The 22,172-nt window shown below is 74.0% G+C and carries 13 protein-coding genes; 9 read left to right on the top strand and 4 right to left on the bottom strand.

Going from position 1 to position 22,172, the window contains the following annotated elements; translation table 11 throughout:
* The 9 genes from ACSLIC_RS17410 (at nucleotide 1) to ACSLIC_RS17370 (ending at nucleotide 13,445) form a co-directional block, all read left to right on the top strand.
* Complete coding sequence (locus tag ACSLIC_RS17410; protein WP_436738622.1) at nucleotides 1-1,269, top strand: enoyl-CoA hydratase/isomerase family protein; 1,269 nt, start codon at nucleotides 1-3, stop codon at nucleotides 1,267-1,269.
* A gap of 63 nt (nucleotides 1,270-1,332) precedes the next feature.
* Nucleotides 1,333-2,247, top strand: a complete 915-nt coding sequence (locus tag ACSLIC_RS17405; RefSeq protein ID WP_436738621.1) for a hypothetical protein — start codon at nucleotides 1,333-1,335, stop codon at nucleotides 2,245-2,247.
* Nucleotides 2,248-2,252: 5 nt separating this feature from the next.
* Complete coding sequence (locus ACSLIC_RS17400) at nucleotides 2,253-3,224, top strand: hypothetical protein (protein ID WP_436738620.1); 972 nt, start codon at nucleotides 2,253-2,255, stop codon at nucleotides 3,222-3,224.
* A gap of 35 nt (nucleotides 3,225-3,259) precedes the next feature.
* On the top strand, nucleotides 3,260-3,970 hold the full coding sequence (locus ACSLIC_RS17395) for a hypothetical protein (protein WP_436738619.1): 711 nt from the start codon (nucleotides 3,260-3,262) through the stop codon (nucleotides 3,968-3,970).
* A gap of 273 nt (nucleotides 3,971-4,243) precedes the next feature.
* Nucleotides 4,244-7,234, top strand: a complete 2,991-nt coding sequence (locus ACSLIC_RS17390; RefSeq protein ID WP_436738618.1) for an FHA domain-containing protein — start codon at nucleotides 4,244-4,246, stop codon at nucleotides 7,232-7,234.
* A gap of 342 nt (nucleotides 7,235-7,576) precedes the next feature.
* Entirely contained in the window at nucleotides 7,577-8,911 is a 1,335-nt protein-coding gene (locus ACSLIC_RS17385; protein ID WP_436738617.1) for an ABC transporter substrate-binding protein, read from the top strand.
* Nucleotides 8,912-8,914: 3 nt separating this feature from the next.
* The gene (locus tag ACSLIC_RS17380; RefSeq protein WP_436738616.1) at nucleotides 8,915-10,243 is read left to right on the top strand and encodes a carbohydrate ABC transporter permease; all 1,329 of its coding nucleotides are present in this window, start codon (nucleotides 8,915-8,917) and stop codon (nucleotides 10,241-10,243) included.
* The gene (locus tag ACSLIC_RS17375) at nucleotides 10,240-11,103 is read left to right on the top strand and encodes a carbohydrate ABC transporter permease (protein ID WP_436738615.1); all 864 of its coding nucleotides are present in this window, start codon (nucleotides 10,240-10,242) and stop codon (nucleotides 11,101-11,103) included. Before ACSLIC_RS17380 ends, ACSLIC_RS17375 begins: the two co-directional genes overlap by 4 nt.
* Nucleotides 11,104-11,282: 179 nt before the next feature.
* Nucleotides 11,283-13,445, top strand: a complete 2,163-nt coding sequence (locus ACSLIC_RS17370) for a bifunctional glycosyltransferase/CDP-glycerol:glycerophosphate glycerophosphotransferase (protein ID WP_436738614.1) — start codon at nucleotides 11,283-11,285, stop codon at nucleotides 13,443-13,445.
* On the opposite strand, the gene ACSLIC_RS17365 is transcribed toward ACSLIC_RS17370, so the two are convergent.
* The 4 genes from ACSLIC_RS17365 to ACSLIC_RS17350 all read right to left on the bottom strand — a co-directional run bounded on the left by ACSLIC_RS17365 (nucleotide 13,446) and on the right by ACSLIC_RS17350 (nucleotide 22,111).
* Nucleotides 13,446-14,633: a glycosyltransferase gene (locus ACSLIC_RS17365; protein ID WP_436738613.1), complete on the bottom strand. Its 1,188-nt coding sequence runs from the start codon at nucleotides 14,631-14,633 to the stop codon at nucleotides 13,446-13,448. It lies immediately after the preceding gene.
* A complete protein-coding gene (locus ACSLIC_RS17360) occupies nucleotides 14,630-17,530 on the bottom strand; it encodes a CDP-glycerol glycerophosphotransferase family protein (protein ID WP_436738612.1) in 2,901 nt (966 codons plus the stop codon). The genes ACSLIC_RS17365 and ACSLIC_RS17360 overlap by 4 nt, the downstream gene beginning before the upstream one ends.
* Nucleotides 17,527-21,099, bottom strand: coding sequence for a CDP-glycerol glycerophosphotransferase family protein (locus ACSLIC_RS17355; RefSeq protein ID WP_436738611.1), 3,573 nt, complete (start codon nucleotides 21,097-21,099; stop codon nucleotides 17,527-17,529). The genes ACSLIC_RS17360 and ACSLIC_RS17355 overlap by 4 nt, the downstream gene beginning before the upstream one ends.
* Nucleotides 21,100-21,298: 199 nt before the next feature.
* A complete protein-coding gene (locus ACSLIC_RS17350) occupies nucleotides 21,299-22,111 on the bottom strand; it encodes a TylF/MycF/NovP-related O-methyltransferase (RefSeq protein ID WP_436738610.1) in 813 nt (270 codons plus the stop codon).
* Between the last annotated feature and the right edge of the window lie 61 nt (nucleotides 22,112-22,172).

Raw genomic sequence — 22,172 nt, 5'->3', positions numbered from 1 at the left:
ATGCCCGGAAAACGCCCCGCCTTCCCCCACATCGGCTGGGACCCCACCCCCGGCGACGTCACCGACACCCGCGACCTGGCCAAAACCCTCGGCGGCCTCGCGACCGACCTCGGCGAAGCCGTACGCGACCTGGACCGCATCGACGCCGGCGCCTGGAAGGGCAAGGCCGCCAACGCCTTCGTCGCCTACGTCGGCGAGGACGTCACCCCCCTGATCCGCAAGAGCCACCAGTCCTTCGGCAAGGCATCCCGCGCACTGCACCGCTGGTCCCGCGAACTCCAGGACTTCCAGGACGAGGCCGACCGCCTGGAAGTCAAAGCCGGGGAGAAACTGGCGGCCAGGGAAAAGGCGGAGAAGGCCGCCGAGGGCAAAGGCAGCAAAGAACTCGGCGAAGCCTCCGGCGAGGTCGACGAGATCACCAGCAAGGTCCGCGACCTCCAGGACCGCTACAACCGGGCCGCCGCCGAAATCACCAAGGAACTCGACAAGGCCGGCGACATCGCCCCCGACGAACCAGGCTTCTGGGGCAAACTCACCCAGGGCGTCAAGGACGCCTGGGACGCCACCACCGACTGGGTCAAGGAACACGCGGACCTGATCGCGCTGATCGGCGACCTCATCAGCGACCTGACCGCCCTGCTGGGCTTCCTCGCGATCATCAGCCTTCCCTTCCCGCCGCTGACCGCCGTCTTCGGCACCGCCGCCCTCCTCACCAGCGGCCTGGCCCTGGCCGCCCACGGCATCGCCAAGGCCGGCGGCGCCGACGTGAGCTGGGCCAAGATCGGCCTGGACGCGGTGGGGCTGCTGCCGGGGATCGGGATGTTCGGCAAGGGGATCAAGGTGGTGGGGGACGCCAAGGCCCTCGCCTTGACGGAGAAGCTGGGGAAGGGGTTCAGCCATACCAAGCTTCCCGACACCCGAGTCCTGAAAGCGTTCGGAAAGGACTCGGCGAACATCACCGGAGGTATCGGCAAGCAGGGCCTCATCAAGATCGGCGGGAAATCGTCGGACGTCTACGAGGTCTCCCATTCGGGCAGCGGTCTCGCCTCCCGCATGGCCGGAGTCGCTGATGCCGGCTATCTCCAAGGGCAGCTGATCGGCAGCAAGACACTCAACCTGCTGCCCGGAGTGAACATCAATCCGGCCGGCGCCGGCATCGCGCTGGACGGAGCGCTGAAGATCCTGCCCAAAGCGGCGGAGGTACCTCAGCACGTCGGCGAGGCGGTGTCCTTGGGTGACCAGTTCGAGCGATCGGCGGCGAGCAGATGACGCGACGCGACGACGGGGCCGTACGCCGCTCATCGGTCGGCACGCAGAAAGGTGCACGCTGAAATGCCGGCATGGCAGCCCGACGAGGGCGAGACGCTGCTGTTCCGTTCCCGGGCCTCTTTCGCCACGGGCGAGGCCATGCGGGTGCGCGGCATGCGATGGTTCCGGGACACGGAAAGACAGGACATCCAGCGCGACCTTCCGGGCTGGCCCGAGGGACCTTCCTACCGGGTCCGCACTCTCCGGTCCGCGATCGGAAGACAAGCTCCCAAGGTCATTCTGCTGGCGGCGGGCCTTGCCGTTCTCTTCGCCGTCCAGGCAGCGGGCGCCACTGTGGCGGGCAGCGGCTCCGGAGGAGACGAGGGGGTCGGCAAGCCCCAGGACCGGCCGGACGAGGTCGACGACTTCCCCGTGATGTGGGCCGCTCCAGGAGCGATCGCCCGAACCCTCCCCTGGCAACTCGACCCTAGCCGGGCGAAGCGGAAACGGTACGAGACGCATCTCGTCGTCACCGATCGCCGGCTTCTCGTCCTCGGGCTCCCGTTCGACAGGAAGAACCTCGACAAGGTCGACGACGAGGTGCTGTGGGAGCTGCCTCGCACCAAGGTGGCGTCGGTGGAGCCGAGGGATTACAGAACGGGCCGGGACATCCGAATCCTCTTCACCGACGGCTCCTGGGCGCGCTGGGAATGCCACAAGCGGAGACGCCTGCTTCGGTACGTGGACAACTCCCGGACCCTCATGTCTGTCGCCTCGTTGCCCGCACAGCACCAGCGCACCGTCCAGGCGTTCATGGCCGATCTGCCCGCCGACTCCGGTCCGCCGGCCGTCACCCGGAACAAGTGCGGTTGCTACGCCCTGGTCGTCGTCTCCCCCACCCACGTCAGTTCCTTCTTCGGTTCGCGTACCTGGGAGATGACGATGGCCCCTGACGGCGCGGCACAGAAGGACCGCCATCCCGACGATTTCGAAAGCTGATCCCTATGCCCGACGAAGCCGCCGGCACCGCTCCCGAGCACGCCGCCCTCGACAGACGGAAACCCGCAACGACCGCCATCTGGCGGCCTGACGAGGGCGAGACCCTGCTGTACCGGTCCAGGGTCTCCTTCGCCACCGGTGAAGCCATGCGGGTACGCGGAATGCGATGGTTCCGGGACACGGAAGGTAGGGATGTCCAGAGCGACTTGCCAGGCTGGCCGGACGGGCCCTCGTACGAAGTGCGGACGCTGCGCGCCGCACTCGGAAGGCAGGCGCCCAGGGTCGCGCTGATGGCGTTGGGGGTGGCCGTCATGGTCGTGCTCTCGGCCGCGGGCGGGAACGTCAGTAGTGGCTCCGGCGGTGGTCAGGACCAGCCCGACGACCGGGCGGAAGAGGTCGAGGACTACCCCGTGATGCGAGCCGCGCCGGGAGCGGTCGCGCGGTCCCTGCCGTGGCAACTCGACCCGGGACGTTCGAACCCCAAGCGCTACAAGACCCACTTGGTCGTCACCGATCGCCGGATGCTCATCCTGGGGCTGCCCTACAAAGAGAAGAACAGGGCATCGGTCAAGGACGAGGTGCTCTGGGAAGCCCCACGCGACGTGGTCGACCGGGTCGAACCGAAGGACTTCAAAACCGGGTGGGATGTCAAGATCCATTTCCGTGACGGCTCGTGGGTTCGGTGGACCGTGGCTGACAGACTGCGCCTGTTGCGGTACTTGAACGCCACCCGAGCCCTGGTGGCACCGGGCTCACTGCCACCTGTGCAGCAGCGCAGGGTCGAAGAGTTCATGGCCGATCAGCCGGACAGCGCCGGGCCGCCGATCATCACTCGGAGCACCTGTGGCTGCCTCCAGGTCTCCGTCTGCTCCCCCACCGAGGTCGACGGATTCTTCGGCTCACGTACCAGTGACTTCCTCATGAACGCCCGAGGCGAGGAGCAGGAGACGCCTCACCCCGACGACTACGAGGAATGATCCGCCCCCTCCCGCCGGTCCGAGAAAGGCTCCGCATGCTCACCGCACCCCCGCCCTCCCCTGAACCCCCGCCCTTCTGGTTCGTAGCCCCCGACGGCTTCTACGCCCTCCCCCTCGCCGATACGGCCGAGGAGCGGGTGGCAGCGGCCGAGAAGTTCGTGCGGGGGCTCTACGTGGACGGGGACGAGAGCATCTGGGGGCCGGCGGCGCCGTACTACGCGGGCATGGGCGAGCTGATGGGGGCGCAGGGGATCTCGTACGCGGCGGTGGGGCTGTACGCGACCGGGGAGGAGGGGGCCGGGCGCGGTGTGGCGCAGGCTGTGTTCACCTCGGCGGTCGTGCCGACCGACCAGTCGCCGGGCGACACGGAGACCGTGGCGCAAGGGGTACTGGCAGTGCTGCGGAGTGACCCGCACAACGACGTCCGCTGGCTGGACCTGCCCTGCGGCCCCGCCGTCTCCTGCGTGGCCCTGACCGCGTACACCCTGGCTCCGGAGGTGACCGCCACGGGTGAGCCCGAGGAGTTGCTGACGGGTCAGGTCCAGGTGCACGTTCCGTTCCCGACCGGGCCCTACACGGCGGTGTTCACGCTGTTCACGGCGTTCACGGACTACTGGCGGGAGTTCAGCGACCTGCTGGCCGAGTTGCTGCGTTCCGTCTCCTTCGTGGAGCCGGCGCTCGTCGCGCTGGAGGGGGAGGACGGGGACGTGGCCTATCTGCCCGGGAGGGCCGGGGCTTCTGGTTGAGGAGAGGGCGGGCGCGCTCGGTGTGCGCCGACGTGCGTGGATGCGCGCCCGGGCGTGGTGGAGGGGGTCGGAGGGTGACGCTCGGCCGGTCTCCGGCGGGACTTTTCCGAGCAGAGACGGCCAATCAAGATCACTTACTGTTGGGCGGGGCGCGCGTTGTCACCGGCAAGTGACAGGATGCCTCCGAAGTACTGGCCGACGTGCCGGTGCGCGGCGGATGTCCGGGCCTTCGGGCCTTCCGCCGTCCCGGCGCAGAAGGGACCGCTGACCGCGATGCAGATCCGGCTGACCGTCCTCGGACCGCCCGGCGGCCCGGCCGCCCCGCACGGCTGCGACGTCCTGGTCACCGCTCCCCCGGGCACTCCGCTCGCGGCGGTCTCCGGGGCCCTCGCGCAGGCGGCACAGGCGGGCGAGGGGCCCGTCGTGCTGTACGCGGGCGGGGACCGGCTCGACGCCCAGCGCTCCCTGCTCGGTGACCCGCCGCTGATCGACGGCGCGGTCCTCTCCCTGCACGGCCCGGGCCCCGCCCCGGTCCCGCCGGAGGCGAGCATCCGGCTGCACGTCGTCTCGGGGCCGGACGCCGGCGGCGTCCACCTGCTGCACGGCGGCCGCGCCGGGGTCGGCCGGGCCGAGGAGGCCGACATCGCGCTGGACGACCCGGACGTCTCCCGAGCCCACTGCGCCGTCACCGTCAGGGCCGACGGCCGGGCGCTCGTCGCGGACCTCGACTCGACCAACGGCACCACGGTGGACGGCGAGCCGGTCGGTCCCGAGCCCGTCCGGCTGGCCCCGGGCGCCCTGCTGCGCATCGGCGAGTCCGGACTGCGCCTCACCGACGGGCCGCCGCCCGCCGTGCCCGCCACCGCCGACGGCGAGGGCCGGCTCCGCGTCGCCACCCCCGACGCCGGGCCCGTCGTCCCTTTCGCCCCGGCAAAGGCGCCGGTGCCGTCCGCCCCGGCGCCCGCCCCGGCCCGTGCGAACGGTCGGCAGGGGCAGCAGGCGTACGAGCCCCGAGAGGCGGCGGCGCCCCGCAGGCGCGGCGGCCTCGGCGCGTGGGCCCGGCGCTTCGCCGCGCCCCGCGCCGCCGACGCGGCCCGGCCCGAGCCGGCGGCCCCGCCGGCGCCCGCCCCCCGGCTGCCGGACGCCTGGCCGGACCCGGCCGCCCTGCTGCTGACCGCGCTCGGCCCGGGCCCGCGCCTGTGGGAGCGGGCGCAGGGCCACCCCGAGACGCTCACCGTGCGCCTGGGCACCGCCGACCGCTCCGCCGGCCCGGGCGCCGGGCCGCTCCAGGCGGTGCCGGTCACCGTCAGCCTGCTGGAGGCCGGTTCGCTCGGCCTCGCCGGTCCCCGGCCACGGCTGACGGGGCTGGCCCGTTCCGTCCTCGCCCAGCTCACCGCGTTGCACGCGCCGGACCGGCTGGACCTGGTCCTGATCTCCGCCGACCGGTCCCGGCCCGTGCGGGCGCGCACGGCCGACTGGTCCTGGCTGGGCTGGCTGCCGCACGTGCGTCCGGCCCGGGGCCAGGACTGCCGCCTGCTGCTGGCCCACGACCGCGAACAGGCCGTCGCCCGCACCGGCGAGCTGCTGCGCCGCCTGGACGACACGCTCCACGAGCAGGCCGCGCGCCGCGCCGCCGGAGTCGCGGTGGACGAGGCGGTGAGCGGCCCCTACACCGTGGTGGTGCTCGACGGTGATCCCGGTACGGCCGAGCTGCGGGAGGCGGCCGAGCGGCTCGCCGCGCAGGGTGCGGCGGCCGGAATCCACGTGCTGTGCCTGGCCGAGACGGAGCCGGCCTCGCCGACCTCGCCGCTGACCGCCACCTTCGACACCGCCGCCGGCCAGAACCCGGCCTTCAGGTCCTGCGGGGCCGTGGCCCTGCTCACCGGTGACGTCGCCACCTCGCTCAGGCTGCTGCGGGTCGCCGGGGGCAGCCCGGTCGGGCAGGGCGCGGGCGCCTCGGTCGACGCGGTCTCGCCCGCCTGGGCCGAGCGGTTCGCCCGCGCCCTGGCCCCGCTGCGCCCCGACACCCCCTCGGCGGAGCCGCACGCCCGGGTCACCGCCCCGCTGCCCCGGACCGCCCGCCTCCTGGACGAACTGGGCCTGGCCCGCGCCACCCCGGCCTCGCTGCTGGCCCGCTGGGCGGCCGCCGCCGACCAGCCCGATCCGCCGCAGGGACCGCCCGGGTGCGTACAGGCGGTCCTCGGCGCCGGGAGGCACGGGCCCGTCACCGTCGACCTGGCCGCCGACCACGGGGCCCACCTGCTGATCGAGGGCCCGTCCGGCAGCGGGCGTACGGAACTGCTGCGCGCGCTCGCCGCCTCGCTCTGCGCGGCCGAGCGGCCCGAGCGGCTGGGGCTGATCCTGCTCGACGGGGGCGACACGGGCGGACCGGGCACCGGGGAGGGGCTGCGCTCCTGTACGGAGCTGCCGCACGTCACCGCGCGCCTCGGGGCCCACGACCCGGTGGTCATGCGGGAGTTCGCGCAGACGCTGGCGGCCGAGCTGAAGCGCCGGGCCGAACTCCTCACCCCGGCCGCCGCGCCCACCCCCTCGGTACCCGCGCCGCGTTCGGCCCGGACGACGGCGATAGCCCGTGACGGTGCCGCGGCCCGCCCCGGCACCGTCTCCCACCAGGCGCTCACCGGGGACACCCGGACCGTGCCCGCGCCGCTCCCCGCCCAGCAACAGCACGGCGAGGTGGAGGCGCCCCCGAGCCGCACCCTGCGGCTGCGCACCACTCCCGGGGCCGCGACCGAACCGGCGGCCGCCGCGCCCCCGCCCCGCCTCGTCGTCCTCGTCGACGACCTGGACGCGCTCCTCTCCCCGGCGCTCGGCTCGCCCGGCAGGCCGTCTGCCGGATCGGTGGTCCGGGCCCTGGAGGCGGTCGCCCGGGACGGCGAACGCCTGGGCGTCCACCTGATCGCCACCACCGCCTCGACGCAACGCGTCGGCGCCACCGAACTGGCCCGCCGCACCCTGCTCCGCGTCACCCTGGACACCCCGCTCGGCGGCCCCGAGGACCCCGCCCCCGGCCGCGGCGCCCTGGTCGCCCCGGACACCGACCTCCCCACTCCCTTCCAGGCAGGCCGGGTCAGCGGCCGTATCCCCCGCACGGCCACCCTGCGCCCCACCGTCGTCCCGCTGGACTGGGCCCGCGTCGGCGACCCGCCGACCCGCCGCCCGGTCCGCGAACTGGGCAACGGCCCGACGGACCTCGCCCTGCTGGCCAGCGCCCTGGACAGGGCGGCGAAGGCCGGCACCTGATCCGGGGGCTGGGGGGCCCGCAGTCTCCGGGCCCCGTCGGGAGCTGCCGCGGGCAGGGACGACGGCCACCCGGCCGAGTGCGGCGATGCGGCGGACCGTTGCCGGGCGCCACGCGCGGCGGTCGCGACCGTGCCGCCTCCCTGACGCCGCGAGGCGACCCCCACGACCGCCGTGAACCGTCCGGAGGTCGCACTGACGCCACGTCACAAGCCGATCACATAAGGGAGTTGGCGCTTACGCGCCTCTTGCCGACCCCGGGCCGCCCGCGTAGACCGGAACACCACATCGGTGGGCCCTCCTGGAGCGGGTCCGCCGGACGGAACCGACCAGAACGGGGAAGCCATGAGTGGAGCTTCGCGTATCCGAAGGGCGGCCGTCCTGGCGGCGGTGGCCGCCCTGGCCCTCAGCGCGTGCGGCGGCTCGGGCGGCGACGGCGGCAAGGACGACGCGCCGAAGGCGAAGGGGCCGGACCTTCGGGGTCAGACGGTCTCGGTGGCCGCGGTGTGGAGCGGGCCGGAGAAGGACGCGTTCCGCAAGGTGCTGGACGCCTTCGAGGAGGCCACCGGCGCGAAGGTCACGCTGGTTCCGGCGCAGGACCCGATCATCGGCTTCCTGGAGTCGAAGGTGGCGGGTGGCGGCCAGCCCGACGTGGCCATGCTGCCTCAGGTGGGTGCGGTGGAGCAGGCGGTGGCCAACGGCTGGGCCAAGCCGCTCGGCAAGAACGCACGAAAGGCCCTGAAGGACAACTTCAGCAAGGGCTGGGCGGACCTCGGCTCGGTCGACGGCACCCCGTACGGCGTGTACTTCAAGGCGGCGAACAAGTCGCTGGTCTGGTACAACACGGCCGTCTTCGAGAACGCGGGCGTCGAGGAGCCGAAGACCTGGGACGAGTTCCTCAAGACGGCCCGGACCGTCTTCGACTCGGGGATCACGCCGGTCTCGGTGGCGGGCGCGGACGGCTGGACGCTCACCGACTGGTTCGAGAACGTCTACCTCTCGCAGGCGGGCCCCAAGAAGTACGACCAGCTGGCGAAGCACGAGATCAAGTGGACCGACCCTTCGGTGACCGATGCGCTGGAGACCCTGGCGGACCTCTTCGGCAACAAGGACTTCCTGGCGGGCGGCCAGAGCGGCGCGCTCCAGACGGAGTTCCCGGCCTCGGTGACGCAGACCTTCACCGGCGGCGACCAGCCGAAGGCCGGCATGGTCTTCGAGGGCGACTTCGTCTCCGTCAACATCGGGCAGACCGACGCCGGGATCGGCACGGACGCCAAGGTCTTCCCGTTCCCGGCGGTCGGCGAGAACTCGCCGGCCGTGGTGGGCGGTGACGCCGCCGTGGCGCTGAAGGACAGCAAGGGCGCGCAGGCGCTGCTGACCTTCCTGGCCGCCCCCGAGAGCGCCGAGATCTGGGCGAAGGAGGGCGGGTTCCTCTCCCCCAACAAGGCTGTGGACACCGCCGCCTACCCCGACGACGTGCAACGGGGCATCGCCGAGGCGCTGATCGCGGCCGGCGACGATATCCGCTTCGACATGTCGGACCAGGCGCCGCAGGCGTTCGGCGGGACACCCGGCAAGGGCGAGTGGAAGGCGCTCCAGGACTTCCTGAAGGACCCGGAGGACGTCGCCGGCACCCAGAAGGCCCTGGAGCGGGCCGCCGCCGCTGCCTACGAGGAGTGAGTGATGGCGGACGGGACGAAGGCCGATCCGGCGGTGGCCCCGCCGGCTCCAGCCCGCAGGCGGAGCCGCTGGACACCCGTGCTGTTCCTGCTCCCGGCGCTGGTGCTGCTGGGGGCGCTGGTGGTGTACCCGATCGGGTACTCGGTGGTCCGCAGCGTGCTGGACCGGACCGGCGAGTCGTTCGTCGGCGCCGACAACTACGTCACGCTCCTGACCGACGAATCCATCCGCACCGCGCTCGCCAACAACCTGATCTGGGTGGTGCTGGCGCCGACCGTCGCCACCGCGCTCGGCCTGGTCTTCGCGGTGCTGACCGAACGGGTCCGCTGGGGCACGGCGTTCAAGCTGGTCGTCTTCATGCCGATGGCCATCTCCATGCTGGCCTCCGGCATCATCTTCCGGCTGGTCTACGAGCAGGACCCCGACCGGGGTGTCGCCAACGCGGCCTGGGTCGCGGTCCACGACACCTTCAACGAGTCCTCGGCCTTCCCGAAGGCGCACCCGGGACCCGACTCCCCGCTGGAGAAGGGCGAGGATGGCGCGTTCACCACCCGTGAGCCGGCCCGCGCCGGTGAGCCGGTGCCGCTGCCGCTGGTCGGCGTGGCCCCGGACCGGATGCCCGAGGACGCGGCCCCGGCCGCCCAGGCCCAGGCCGGCCCGGGGAAGGTCACCGGCACCGCCTGGCAGGACTTCACCCGGGGCGGCGGCGGGACCCCGTCGGTGGTCGACCCGAAGGAGCTGGGCTATCCCGGCATCCGGGTGGAGGCGGTCAAGGACGGCGAGGTGGTCGCCGAGACCCGGGCCGGTCCCGACGGGACCTTCACGCTGCCCGCCGAGGCCGACGGGGCGCACCTGCGCTTGCCGGCGGACAACTTCCGCGAGCCGTACAACGGCGTCGACTGGCTCGGCCCGTCGCTGGTGACCCTCTCGGTGATCAGCGCGTACGTGTGGATGTGGGCCGGGTTCGCGATGGTGCTGATCGCGGCCGGGCTCGCGGGCGTACCCCGGGAGCTGCTGGAGGCGGCCCGGATCGACGGGGCCGGCGAGTGGCAGGTCTTCCGGCGGATCACGGTGCCGATGCTGGCGCCGGTGCTCGGCGTGGTCCTGGTGACGCTGATGATCAACGTCCTGAAGATCTTCGACCTGATCGTGGTGATCGCCCCGGGCTCCTCGCGGGACGACGCCAACGTACTGGCGGTCCAGCTCTACGACTCGGCCTTCGGCGACCGGGACCTCGGGGTGGCGAGCGCCATCGCGGTACTGCTCTTCCTGCTGGTGGTGCCGGTGATGGTGACCAATGTGCGGCGGCTGCGGAAGGAGGCACGGCGATGAGCGCGCGTGAGCCCGCGCCGGGAGCGCGGATCGCGGCCCGGCTGAGCGGCGCCCTGGTGCAGTTCGCCCTGGTGGTGGTCGGCCTGTTCTGGCTGATGCCGACGGTGGGGCTGCTGCTCTCCTCGCTGCGCGCCCCCGGCGACATCGCGGAGAGCGGCTGGTGGACGGTGCTCACCGCCCCGGCCCAGCTGACCTGGGAGAACTACCGGGGAGTGCTGGAGGACGGCGCGATCACCGGTTCGCTGCTCTCCACGCTCGCGATCACCGTCCCGGCGACCGTGCTGGTCATCGTCATCGGCTCGCTCGCCGGGTACGCCTTCGCGTGGCTGGAGTTCCCGGGCCGCGACTGGTGGTTCGTGCTGGTGGTGGCGTTGCTGGCGGTGCCGGTGCAGGTGGCGCTGGTGCCGGTGTCGGAGCTGTTCGGCTGGGTCGGGCTCTTCGAGACGACGGCCGGGGTGGTCCTCTTCCACGTGGCGTTCGGCCTGCCGTTCGCGGTCTTCCTGATGCGGAACTTCTTCGCGCAGATCCCCAAGGAGCTGATGGAGGCGGCCCGGCTGGACGGCGCGGGCGAGGTGCGGCTCTTCACGCGGGTGGTGCTGCCGCTGGGCGGTCCCGCCATCGCCTCGCTCGGCATCTTCCAGTTCCTGTGGGTGTGGAACGACATGCTGGTGGCGCTGGTCTTCGCCGACTCGGACAGCCCGCCGGTGACGGTCGCGCTCCAGCAGCAGGTACGCCAGTTCGGCAACAACATCGACATCCTCGCCCCGGGCGCGTTCCTGTCGATGGTCGTCCCGCTGGCGGTCTTCTTCGCCTTCCAGCGGCAGTTCGTCTCCGGCCTGATGTCGGGGGCGGTCAAGTAGGGCCGGTTCTCGAGGTGTTGGCGGGGCCGTGTGGTGGCAACACCGCACGGCCCCGCCGTCCGTCGCGCGTCTGTGCGTCACCCCGGCGGTTCCCCCGGATGCCGCATCGCGCGTAACCGGCACGCCGGAGCGCGCGTTCTGGGGCGGTAAGCCCCCAGAGCCGACCCCCCGGATGTGCCGTGCCCAGGTTCAGTGTCATCGTCCCCGCCCACCGTGTGGAGGCGTACCTCGGCGCCTGCCTGGAGTCGGTGCTCGGCCAGTCCTTCGGCGATCTGGAGGTGATCGCGGTGGACGACCGCTCGCCGGACGGCTGCGGGGAGCTGATCGACGCGTACGCGGAGCGCGACCCCCGGGTGGTGCCGGTGCACCTGGCGGAGAACGGCGGTCTCGGCCGGGCGCGCAACCAGGGCCTGGCGCGGGCCACCGGCGAGTACGTCCTCTTCCTCGACGGGGACGACACGCTCACCCCGGACGCGCTGCACACCCTCTCCGACCGGATCAAGGAGACCGACAGCCCCGAGATCGTCGTCTTCGACTACGCCCGCACCTACCTGTCGGGCCAGGTCCTGCGCAACCAGCTCGCCGCCGAACTCCACGAGGGCGACCCCCAGGTCTTCACCCTCTCCGAACGGCCCGGCCTGCTGCGGCTGCTGATGGTGGTGTGGAACAAGGCGTACCGCCGCGACTTCGTCGAGCGGACCGGGCTCACCTTCCCGCCGGGCTACTACGAGGACACGCCGTGGACCTTCCCGGCGCTGATGAGCGCCGAGACCATCGCGGTGCTCGACCGGGTCTGCGTCCACTACCGGCAGCGGCGGCAGGGCTCCATCCTCGGCACCGTCAGCCACCGGCACTTCGACGTCTTCGACCAGTACGACCGGGTCTTCGCCTTCCTCGACGCCCACCCGGAGCTGGCGCGGTGGCGGCCGGTGGTCTTCCGCCGCATGGTCGACCACTTCACCGCCGTCTACACCAAGCCGGGCCGGCTGCCCGCCGGGGAGCGGGCCGCCTTCCTGCGCCGGGCCCGCGACCAGTACCGCCTGCACCACACGCCACTGCCGCCGCTGGGCCCGCGCGACCGGCTGCGGCACGCGCTGGTCCGGCACGGCAGCCACCGGGCGTTCGGCGCGCTGCGGCTGGCCGCCCGCGCCTCGGGCCGGGTCCGCCGCACCGCCCGCTCGTTCAAGGCGCGCGCCCGGAGGGCCGGCCTACGGGCCCACTACGCGCTCCAGCGCTGTCTGCCCCTGCGTGAGCGCGACGCCCTCTTCGGCGCGAGCGACGGCCACGGGCACACCCCCCACCCGGCCGCGCTGGAGCGGGCCGCCCGCGACCTCGTCCCCGGCCTCAGGAGCTTGTGGATCACCCGCCCCGAGCACCAGCACACCACGCCGACGGCCGCCCGCCCGGTGACGCCGGGCAGCGCGGCGTACCTCACGGCGCTGGCCCGCGCCCGGTACCTGGTGACCGACGGCGAGCCGGAGTCCGGCCACGTCAAGCGGCGCGGCCAGTGCGTCGTGCAGACCGGCCGGGGCACCCCGCTCAAGCGGGTCGGCGCCGAACTCCTGGACCGCCCGGCGGCCGGGACCACCGACCTGGACCGTGTGGTGGCCGCCGCCGACCAGTGGGACTTCGCCCTCTCCGGCAACCGCCACACCACCCTCACCTGGGAGCGGGCCCACCCCGCCGCGTACACCGTGCTGGAGTACGGGCACCCGCGCGCCGACGCCTTCCACCGCCCCGACCCGGCCGAACGCGCCCGCCTCCGCGAGACGCTCGGGCTCGGCCCGGGGGTCACCGCCCTGCTGTACGCGCCGACCTACCGGGAGCACCGCACCGGCCCGCCCCGGACGCCGGACCTCGCCCGGATGCTGCGCCGGCTCGGCCCGCGCTTCGTCGTACTGGCCCGGGCGCACCCCCGCTGCGGGGCTCCCCTGGTGCCGCCCGGCACGGCATCCTCCGCCCGCCTGATCGACGTCGGCGACCACCCGTCCGTCGAGCGCCTCTGCCTCGCCTCCGACGCGCTGATCACCGACTACTCGTCCCTGATGGTGGAGTACGCGGTGCTGGACCGGCCGATCGTGCTGTACGCCGACGACTGGGCGGCGTTCGAGGCGGCGCGGGGGCTCTCGGTCGACCTGCGCGGCCGCGCGCCGGGCCCGGTCGCCTGCGACGAGGACGACCTGACCGGGATCTTCACCTCCGGCGCCTGGTGCGGGCCGGGCTCCGCCGCCCGGCGGGCCGCCTTCCGCGCGCGCTGGTGCCCGTGGGACGACGGCCGGGCGGCGGAACGGGTCGTCCGCCGTGTCTTCCTCGGCGAGGAGCCGCCCGCGCCCCCGCTGTAGCTAGCGGTCGAGGAGGCGGAAGAGGGCCTCCCACTCTTCGAGGACGTGGGCCTCGGAGAAGCGCTGGACGTTGACGCGGGCCTGGTCGCCCATGGTGTCGCGCAGTGCCTGGTCCCCGGTGAGCCGCAGCAGCCGGTCGGCGAGGGAGGCGAGGTCGCCGGGCGGGGCGAGCAGGCCGTCCTCGCCGTCGCGGACGATCTCCCGCACCCCGGGCGCGCAGTCGAAGGCGGCGCAGGGCACGCCGGAGGCCATCGCCTCCATCAGGGCGAGCGGGAACCCCTCCCCCCGCGAGGACTGCACGAAGACCGACCCCTCGGCGAGCGCCGCCGGCACGTCGCCGGTACGGCCCATCCACTCCACGGAGGTGTCCAGTCCGAGGCTGGTGCACTGGTTCTTCAGCGCCGTCTCGTCCTCCCCGGCCCCGTAGATCCGCAGCCGCCAGTCGGGCCGGTGCGGGGCGACCAGGGCCCACGTGTCGAGGAGCATGTCCACGCCCTTCTGGTCGGCGAGCCGCCCGATGCTGACGACGTTGCGCCCGGTGCGCGGCGAGGGGGTCTCGGGCAGGTGGGCGAGGGCGTTGGGCATGGCACCGACGTTCTGCATGCCGTCGAGGGTGATCCAGTCGTCGGCGTCCTCCTGGGTGAGCACCAGCCACCGGTCCACGTGCGGATAGTTCTCCTTGACCCAGCGGTGGCGGTGGCAGGCGCGGGTGTACGCGTACGACTCGTGGCTCATCCCGATCAGCCGGACCCGGGAGGTGTCGGCCTGGCGCAGCCACTCCATCGGCCAGACCTGGGTGACGACGGCGACGGCGCCGGGGGCGGCCTGGCCGAGGATGCCGGAGAGCCGGGCGACGGCGGCTCGTTTGGCGGTGAGGCGCCGCCGCTCGCGCAGCCGGGCGGCGGGGCTGAGGCGGCGGCGTCCGACGAGGGGGCGGGCGGTCGGCGGGTGGCTCGGGTAGAGCGCGGTGACCGGGTAGTCCGGCGGGGCGGGCAGGGTCAGTTTCAGCTCCGCCTCGTGGATGCCGATGACGTGCACCGGGTGGCCGTGGCGGCGGAAGAGGCGGGCCATCTGGTGGGTCCAGGCGGTGACCCCGCCGAGTTCGTCGACGGTGTTGCCGATGAGGTAGATCTCCCGGGGCCCGGCCTCGGCGGGCGCGGGGGTCTCCTGGGCGGCGGGCGCGGTCATGTGCCGGTCCTCTCTGCGGGGCGCCGCCGGGTGGCCGGGCAGGGCTTCGGACGGCGCCGGGGGGTGTGGGCGGCGAAGAGGGTGTCGACCACCGCGGCAGCCGCGCCGCCGGTGTCGTAGGCGCCGAACTCCTCGGCGAACCGGGCGCGGGCCGCCTTCCAGTGCGGGTCGGCCTCTTCCAGGCGGGCGAGCACCTCGTGGAGTTCGTCCTGGGTGTCGACGACCGGCCCGCCGGCGCGTTCGCGCAGGTCGAAGTAGCTGCCCCGCTCGGCGGTGTAGGCGTCGAGGTCGGGGGCGAAGTGGACGAGGGGCCGGTCGAGGAGGGCGTAGTCGAACATGATGGACGAGTAGTCGGTGACCAGGACGTCGGCGAGGCAGAGGAGTTCGCTGACGTCGTGGTGGCCGGAGACGTCGTGGACGGTGCCCGGCACGGTGGCGGGCAGGGCCGCGCGCTCCAGGTAGTGGCTGCGCACGAGCAGGACGTGACTGGAGCCGAACTCCTCGGCGAACCGGCGTACGTCCAGGGCCAGTTCGGCGTCCTTGTGACCGGGCCCGCCCCGGAAGGTCGGCGCGTACAGGACCACCGTGCGGTCGTCGGGGATGCCGAGGGCGGCGGCGAGCGGCGGCCGGGGCGCGCCCTGTTCGCGGGCGGCGACGAGCCGGTCGTTGCGCGGGTAGCCGGTGGGCAGCAGCTTGTCCGGGTCGAGGCGGTAGGCGCGGCCGAGGGTGTCGGCGTCGTGCGGGGCGCGGATGAGGAAGTGGTCGAAGCGGTCGACGGCGCGCTGGAGCCGGCGCCGCCGCGGGTCGTTCTGCGTCTTGACCCGCGCCTCGTCGAACCCCATCCGCTTGTAGGCGCTGCCGTGCCAGGTCTGGAGGTACGTGGTGTGCCGGGGCTTGTCGAGGGCGTGCGGGAAGCCCTGGTTGTCCACCCAGTACTGGGCGCGGGCCAGCGCCCACAGATAGGGCCAGGACCAGCGGCGCACCAGCCGGGCGTCGGCGGGGAACCCGTCGGGCGTCTCGGCGTACGACCAGACCGGGCGCAGCGGCAGGCCCCTGCGCGTCGCCTCCTCGTGGATGGCGCGGGGGCTGTCGCCGTACTGCTTGCCCATGTGGGCCTCGTAGACGACCTGGCCCTTGCGGACCGGCAGGCGCAGCAGGAGGGTGCGGTAGACGCGGGCCTTGACGGCCTGTCCGGCCAGGCGTTTGCGGCGGGCGGCGACGGCGGCGAGGCGGCGGCGCAGGGCGCGGGCGGGCCGGAAGTGGGTCGCGTAGTGCAGGAGTCTCTCGGCCAGGCGGGCGGGCCTGCGGCGGGCCAGCAGGCAGACGGCGAGGCGGTGGTGGGCGGTGACGTAGGGCTGCCAGGTGTCGCCGGCGAGGCGGCCGAGGCGGGGGCGGGCGCGGAGGGCGCCGGCGGGTTTGACGGTCTCGGGCTCGGCGAAGAGCGGGGTGGTCAGCCTCTCGCCGCCGGCGGTGACGGTGAGGGCGGGGTCCCAGACGCGGTCGCCGACGCCGCGCGCGCCGAGCAGCCGGGTGAGGTCGGCGCAGGCCCGCCAGACCAGGGCGTCCTTGGCGTAGCGGATGTCGTCCACCGGCAGGGTGAGCCGCCGGCCGGGCTGGTCGCGGCAGGTCAGGACGAGGGTGGCGGTCACCTCGGGCCGGTCGGGCAGGGCGTGGGCGGGCAGCACGATGCGGCCGACCAGCAGCAGGCGGCCCTGGGCGCGGGTGGCGCGGGTGACGGTGTTGAGCAGGTTCAGCTGGGAGAACGGGCGGTACTGGAGCCCGAGTGCGGTGACGTCGAGCGGGCCGTCCGCCGGGTCCGGGTCCGCGCCGGGCCGCCAGTGGACGCGTCCGGCGTGCTCGGTGACCGGGGAGACGACGGTGCCGGGGTTGGCCAGTGCGTAGGCCGCGTCGCGGGCGCCGTCGGCGTCGCCGTCGGCGAGCAGCCGGAGGCAGGCGCGGGCGACGGGGTCGAGCGGGGCGAGGGCGTCGGCGCTCAGGTGCCCGGCGAGCAGCGGCGCGACCTGGGCGACGGTGCGGGCGCGCTCCTCGCGGCCCATCCGCAGCAGGGCGGCGGCGCAGGGCAGGACGTGGTCGGTGAGCAGGGCGCGGTCGCGGGCGGCGGCCAGCCCCGGGTGGCCGTGCCGGGCGAGCAGGCGGGCGGCGCGGGCGGCGGCGGTGATCCGGGCGGGCGCGTCGGCGGCCGGGTCGGGGGCGGCGCGGTGGGTGGTGATGGTGTTGGGGATCAGGGCGACGGTGCGGGCGGCGAGGGCGGCGCGGACGCCGAAGAGCAGGTCACCGACGGGCGGCGGCTCCTCGTGGCGCACGGGGGGCCGGGCGTCGGGGGCGAGCAGGGAGCGGCGGACGCAGAAGCCGGTGACGAGGGAGTCGTGGACGACGAGGCCCGGGGCGCCGGTGAGGCTGCCGACGGTCCGGGTGCGGGCGTGCAACGGCCGCTGCCAGGGGGGTTCGGTCTGTTCGGCGCCGCGCGGCGGCTTCTCGCCCGGGGCGGGCAGCCGGGTCCAGGTGCCGGCGACGAGGTCGGCGCCGGTGGCGAGCGCCGCGGCGAGGAGGTTGCGTCCGGCGTCCTTCTGGAGCCGTTCGCCGGGGCCGAGGAAGGTGGCCCAGGTGCCCCGGGCGTGGTCGGCGCCGGTGTCGCGCAGGTCGGCGCCGGGAGCGGCGGTGACGTGCCGTACGCGCCCGGGGTGCCGTTCGGCGAGGGCGGCGGCGGCGCGGGTGGTGGCGCTGTCCCGGCCGGGGTCGACGAGGACGGCCTCGGTGTGCCTCAGGGTCTGCTCCAGGACGGAGGCGGCCGAGGCGCCCAGGGCTTCGGGGCCGCAGTCGGCGGGGATGACGACGCTGAGGTCGGGGGCGTCGGCGGGGTGGGGTTCGGTGGTCATGCGGGCTCCCCGGTGAACGCGGCGGTGCGGATGGCGGATCGGCTGGCCGGGGTGTGCGGGGCGGCGGCCAGCAGGGCGTCGACCACGCGGGCGGCGGCGGTGCCGTCGTCCAGGTCGCAGAACCGGGCCCGGAAGGCGTCGTACGCCTCGCGCTGTCCGGCGGTGGCGGCCTTGGGGTCGCGCAGCGCCTCGACGACCTGCTCGGCGTCGGTGAGGAGCGGGCCGGGGGCGCTGGACTCGAAGTCGAAGTAGAAGCCGCGCAGGGTGTCGCGGTAGTGGTCGAGGTCCCAGGTGTGGAAGAGCATGGGGCGCCCGGTCCGGGCGAAGTCGAACATCAGCGAGGAGTAGTCGGTGACCAGGACGTCGCTGATGAGGAGGAGTTCGGCGACGTCGGGGTGGCGGCTGACGTCGCGTACGTTGGCGCCGCCGGGGATCGAGCCGCCGACCAGGTAGTGGCGGCGGACCAGCAGCAGGTGGCTGTCGCCGAGTTCGGCGGCGGCCCGCGCCGGGTCGAGGGGGAGGTCGAGGGCGTACCGGCCGCCGCGCTTGGGCCGGTCCTCGCGCCAGGTGGGGGCGTAGAGGACGACGGTGCGGTCCTCGGGGATGCCGAGGCGGCGGCGGACCCGGGCGGCGCGCTCGGCGCGGGCCGTCTCGTGCAGCAGGTCGTTGCGCGGGTAGCCGGACTCCAGGACGGGTCCGGTGTAGCCGAAGGCGTGGCGCAGGATCGGGGTGGAGAACCGGTTCGGCGAGACCAGCAGCGACCACTGGGCGCTGCGGTGCGGCAGCGCGGCGATGTAGTGCGGGTCGGCGGCGGGTGAGCCGGCCAGGTCGCGGCCGATGCGCTTGAGCGGGGTGCCGTGCCAGGTCTGCACGACGTGCTGGCCCTCGGCGCGCTCGAACCACTCGGGGAGCTGGGTGTTGGTGACGATGTGCCGGGAGCGGGCCAGCGCCTCGTACCACTCGGCGCTCCACAGGGCGACGGGGGTGAGCCCGGGCGGCAGGTCGACCTGCTGGTCGCGGACGGTCCACAGGTGGGCCAGGGAGGTGTCGCGGGCGGCCAGCTCCTCGTGGATCGCGCGCGGTGAGTCGGAGTACTGGCGCCCGTCGAAGCTGCTGTAGAGCACGGCCTCGCGCAACGGCCCGCGCGCCCGCCGGGTGGTGTACGCGGCACGCAGCCCCTGCTGCTGGGTGCGGCCCCGGTCGGCGGCGGGCAGCGAGGAGCCGGAGTGGAGCTGGAGCCGGTCGTAGCGGCGGCGCTCGACGAGGAACTCGCGGCCGCCGAGGTGGCGGGCGAGCGGAAGCCCGGTGTGCAGGGCGGGCGCGATGTGCACCGGGGTGTAGAGCGCGGGGTCGCTCTCGCCGGGGCGGCGCAGGTGCATCGTCCAGTTGCCCTCGGCGAGCGGCAGGATGCCGCCGGGCCCGTCGACCGCCTCGGGGGTGAGGGGGGCGGTGAAGCGGGGCCCGTCGCGGTGGGCGTCGAGGACGGTCTCCTCGCCGTGGGTGCCGTGGACGAGGACGAGTTCGCGCGGGTCGTCGTCGGCGGCGGGAAAACTCCCGGCGAGCGTGAGGGGGCCGTGCGCGGGCCAGGTCAGCTCGGTGACGATGGGCCGCACGGGCTGGTCGCGCAGTTCCAGGTCGCCGGCCGAGTTGGCGCCGACGAGCAGTTCGCGGCCCTCGCCCAGCGGGTAGCGGCCCGACGCGATCTCGGGGTGGACGGCGACGGGGCTGGTGGTGCCGTCGGCGCGGAAGAGGGAGACGCCCCAGGGCTGGGGGCGGCGGACCGGCGCCCCGGTGTCGAGGGGTTCGGCGCCTTCGGCGAGGGCGGCCAGCGGCAGTTCGGCGGTGAAGGTCTTCCCGTCGAGACCGATCGGCAGGTCGAGGGTCTCCTTGGTGTACCAGTTGGTGGCGCGCAGCCCGGCCCACGCCTCCTCGCCAGTGGGCGGGGAGGCGGCGAGGTGGCCTTCGAGGTGGAGGGTGCCCCCGTCCTCGTGGTGGGCGGCGAGGCGCGAGGGCACGTTCTCGGCGCGCAGCCGCAGCCGCCCGGCGCTGAGGGTGGCCCCGACCCGGCGGAACTCCCCGAGGTAGTGCACGGGCAGTCCGTCGAGCCCGGCCATCCGGACCGGACCGGTGCGCGGCAGCAGCCCGCCGACGGCGGCCATCTCCAGCTTCCACGTGGTGCTGGGGCGGCCGGTGGAGAGCCGGGCCGGGTCGACGACGGTGGTGAAGCCGGCCCGGTCGTAGCGGTGCAGGGCCTGCCGGGAGCGGTAGGTGGCCTCGCGGGAGCGGACCGGGCGGACCTTCAGCGGGACGACGCGGTGGCGCCCGGCCCGCAGCCACAGGGCCTTGCCACGGGCCTGGAGGCGGCCGGGGGGCAGGTTGCGGACGTAGGCGTAGCCGGTGAGGTGGAGCTTGCCGTCCTCCCAGTGGGCGCGGGTGACGCGGGCGATGAGCGGCAGGTCCCGGGGGCGCAACCGGGTCGCCGGGGCGGGCAGCGGGGTGCGGGTGACGGGGTAGGCGGCGCGGCGGCGGGCCAGGCCCCGGACCTGGAAGGCGTCGGGGTTGGCGCGGACGAAGGCCATCAGGTCGAGGAGTTCGGGCAGGCGGCGGCGCCGGATGAGGGCCCATTTGGCGCGCAGGTGCAGGGGGAGGGCGGCGAGCGCGGCCGGGTCGGCGTGGTCGGCGAAGGCGTTGGCGTGGTCGAGGAACGCCTGGTGGTAGTCGGCGTCGCCCTCGGGCAGTGCCTCCATGAACATCCAGAGGTCACCGGCGAGGACGGACTGGTCGTAGCGGCGTTTGGCCTCGGCCCAGTCGGCCTCGAACGGGGTGCCGGCGGCTTCGGCGAGGCGGCGGCCGAGGAAGGTGCTGGCGGCGGTGACGGCGGCGGCGCGGTCGTGGACGGCGCGGCGGTTGGCCCGCTTGTTGCTGATGGAGCCATGCCGGTCGCGCCAGAAGTAGACGGTGTCGCTGAGCACGTCGACGCTGCCGGCGAGGAAGTGCGCGGGCACGATGACGGGGATGTCCTCGAAGAGCACGCCTTCGGGGAAGGCCAGGTCGTGCTTGTCCCAGAACTCCCTGCGGAACACCTTGTTGCAGGCGATGCGGTCGCCGAGCAGGCCCCAGTCGCGCAGGACGTGGGTGGAGAGCCGGGTGGTGGCCATGGCCCGCCGGAACATCGGGGACTGCTCGGTGGTGCCGTCGGTCCTGAGCCGGTGGACGTTGCCGGTGACGAAGTCGGAGCCGCTGGTCTCCAGGGCGTCCAGCATCAGCGCGTAGGCGTCGTCGGGGATGACGTCGTCGCTGTCGACGAAGGCGAGGTACTCGCCGTTCGCGTGCCGGACGCCGGTGTTGCGGGCGGCGCCGAGGCCCGCGTTCTCCTGCTGGACGAGGTGGAACCGGGAGTCCCGGGCGGCGTGGGCCCGGGCGATCCGTGCGCTGGAGTCCGTCGAACCGTCGTCGACCATGACGACCTCCAGGTCCCGCATCGTCTGCCGGCCCAGTGAGGCGAGGCAGGCGTCGAGGTACTCCTCGACGTTGTAGACGGGGACGACGACGGTGAGTCGGGGTGTCATGCGCGGCGCACGATCCTTCCGGAGACTGGGGTGACGGGGGGAAGGCGTCCCGCCGGGGCCCGGTGGGGGTTCCCGGCAGCTCCGGAGCGGGGCACCCTCAAGGGTTAACAACCCCGCGCCCCGGCACAGGTCACTTGCGCGGGTCCGTTCGGGTGACGGTGCCGGGGCGGGCAGGTGTTCCGGCCGCGGGGCCGGGGCGTCAGGGCTTGACCGCGATGCGGCCCTCGTCCATGCGGAGCAGCAGCAGCCGCTCGCCGGTGACCTCCAGGAACTCGTCCACGGCCCGGCGGGAGCCCTGCCAGTAGCCGTAGTCGTCGATGAGCAGGACGCCGCCGGAGACCAGCCGGGGGTAGAGGTGCTCCAGCTCGTGCCGGGTGGAGGCGTACCAGTCGGTGTCCAGGCGCAGGACGGAGATCTGCTCGGGCGCCTCGACGGGCACGGTCTTCTCCACCAGGCCCTGCACGTAGTGGAGCCGTTCCTTCGGGTAGGGCACCTGGTCGAAGCCGGCCTGGACGTCGTCGAGGGAGGCGACGGCCCAGATGGGGCGGTCCTTGCCCTGGGCTGCGAGGAGTTCCTCGGCGGAGCGGCCGTCGCGGCGCAGGTCCTCCTCGGTGGGCGGCGGCATGCCCTCGAAGGTGTCGAAGAGGTACAGGTCGCGGTCGGCGGCGTCCAGGCTCAGCAGCGTCTTCGCACAGGCTTGCATCGAACCGCCGCGCCAGACCCCGCACTCCACGACGGCGCCGGGGATCTCGTGGCGCACCACGTACCGGGTGGCGAGGATGAAGGCGTTGAGCCGCTCCGGGGAGGTCATGGTCCACGGCTTGACGGCGCGGACGATCTCCTTGGCCTCCTCGTCGTAGTCCTCGGGGAGGTGGAACTTCTTCGGCCGGGGCTTCGGCGCGGGCTCGGGGGCCGGGACGGCGGCGGTGCGGGGAGCGGGGACCGCGGCGCGGGTGAGGTGGTATCCGGTGAGCTGCTTGAGGACGGAGTTCACCGTGTTCTTCCATGCCATGCCACCTGACAGTACGCACGCCTTGTCCCAGATGTCACGTCTCGTCAACTGAGCGTTGATA

The organism is Streptomyces sp. BBFR102, from assembly GCF_051397025.1.
Taxonomy (GTDB): domain Bacteria; phylum Actinomycetota; class Actinomycetes; order Streptomycetales; family Streptomycetaceae; genus Streptomyces.
The sequence above is the reverse complement of the archived record's forward strand: the minus strand, read 5'-3'. Positions and strand labels throughout refer to the sequence as shown.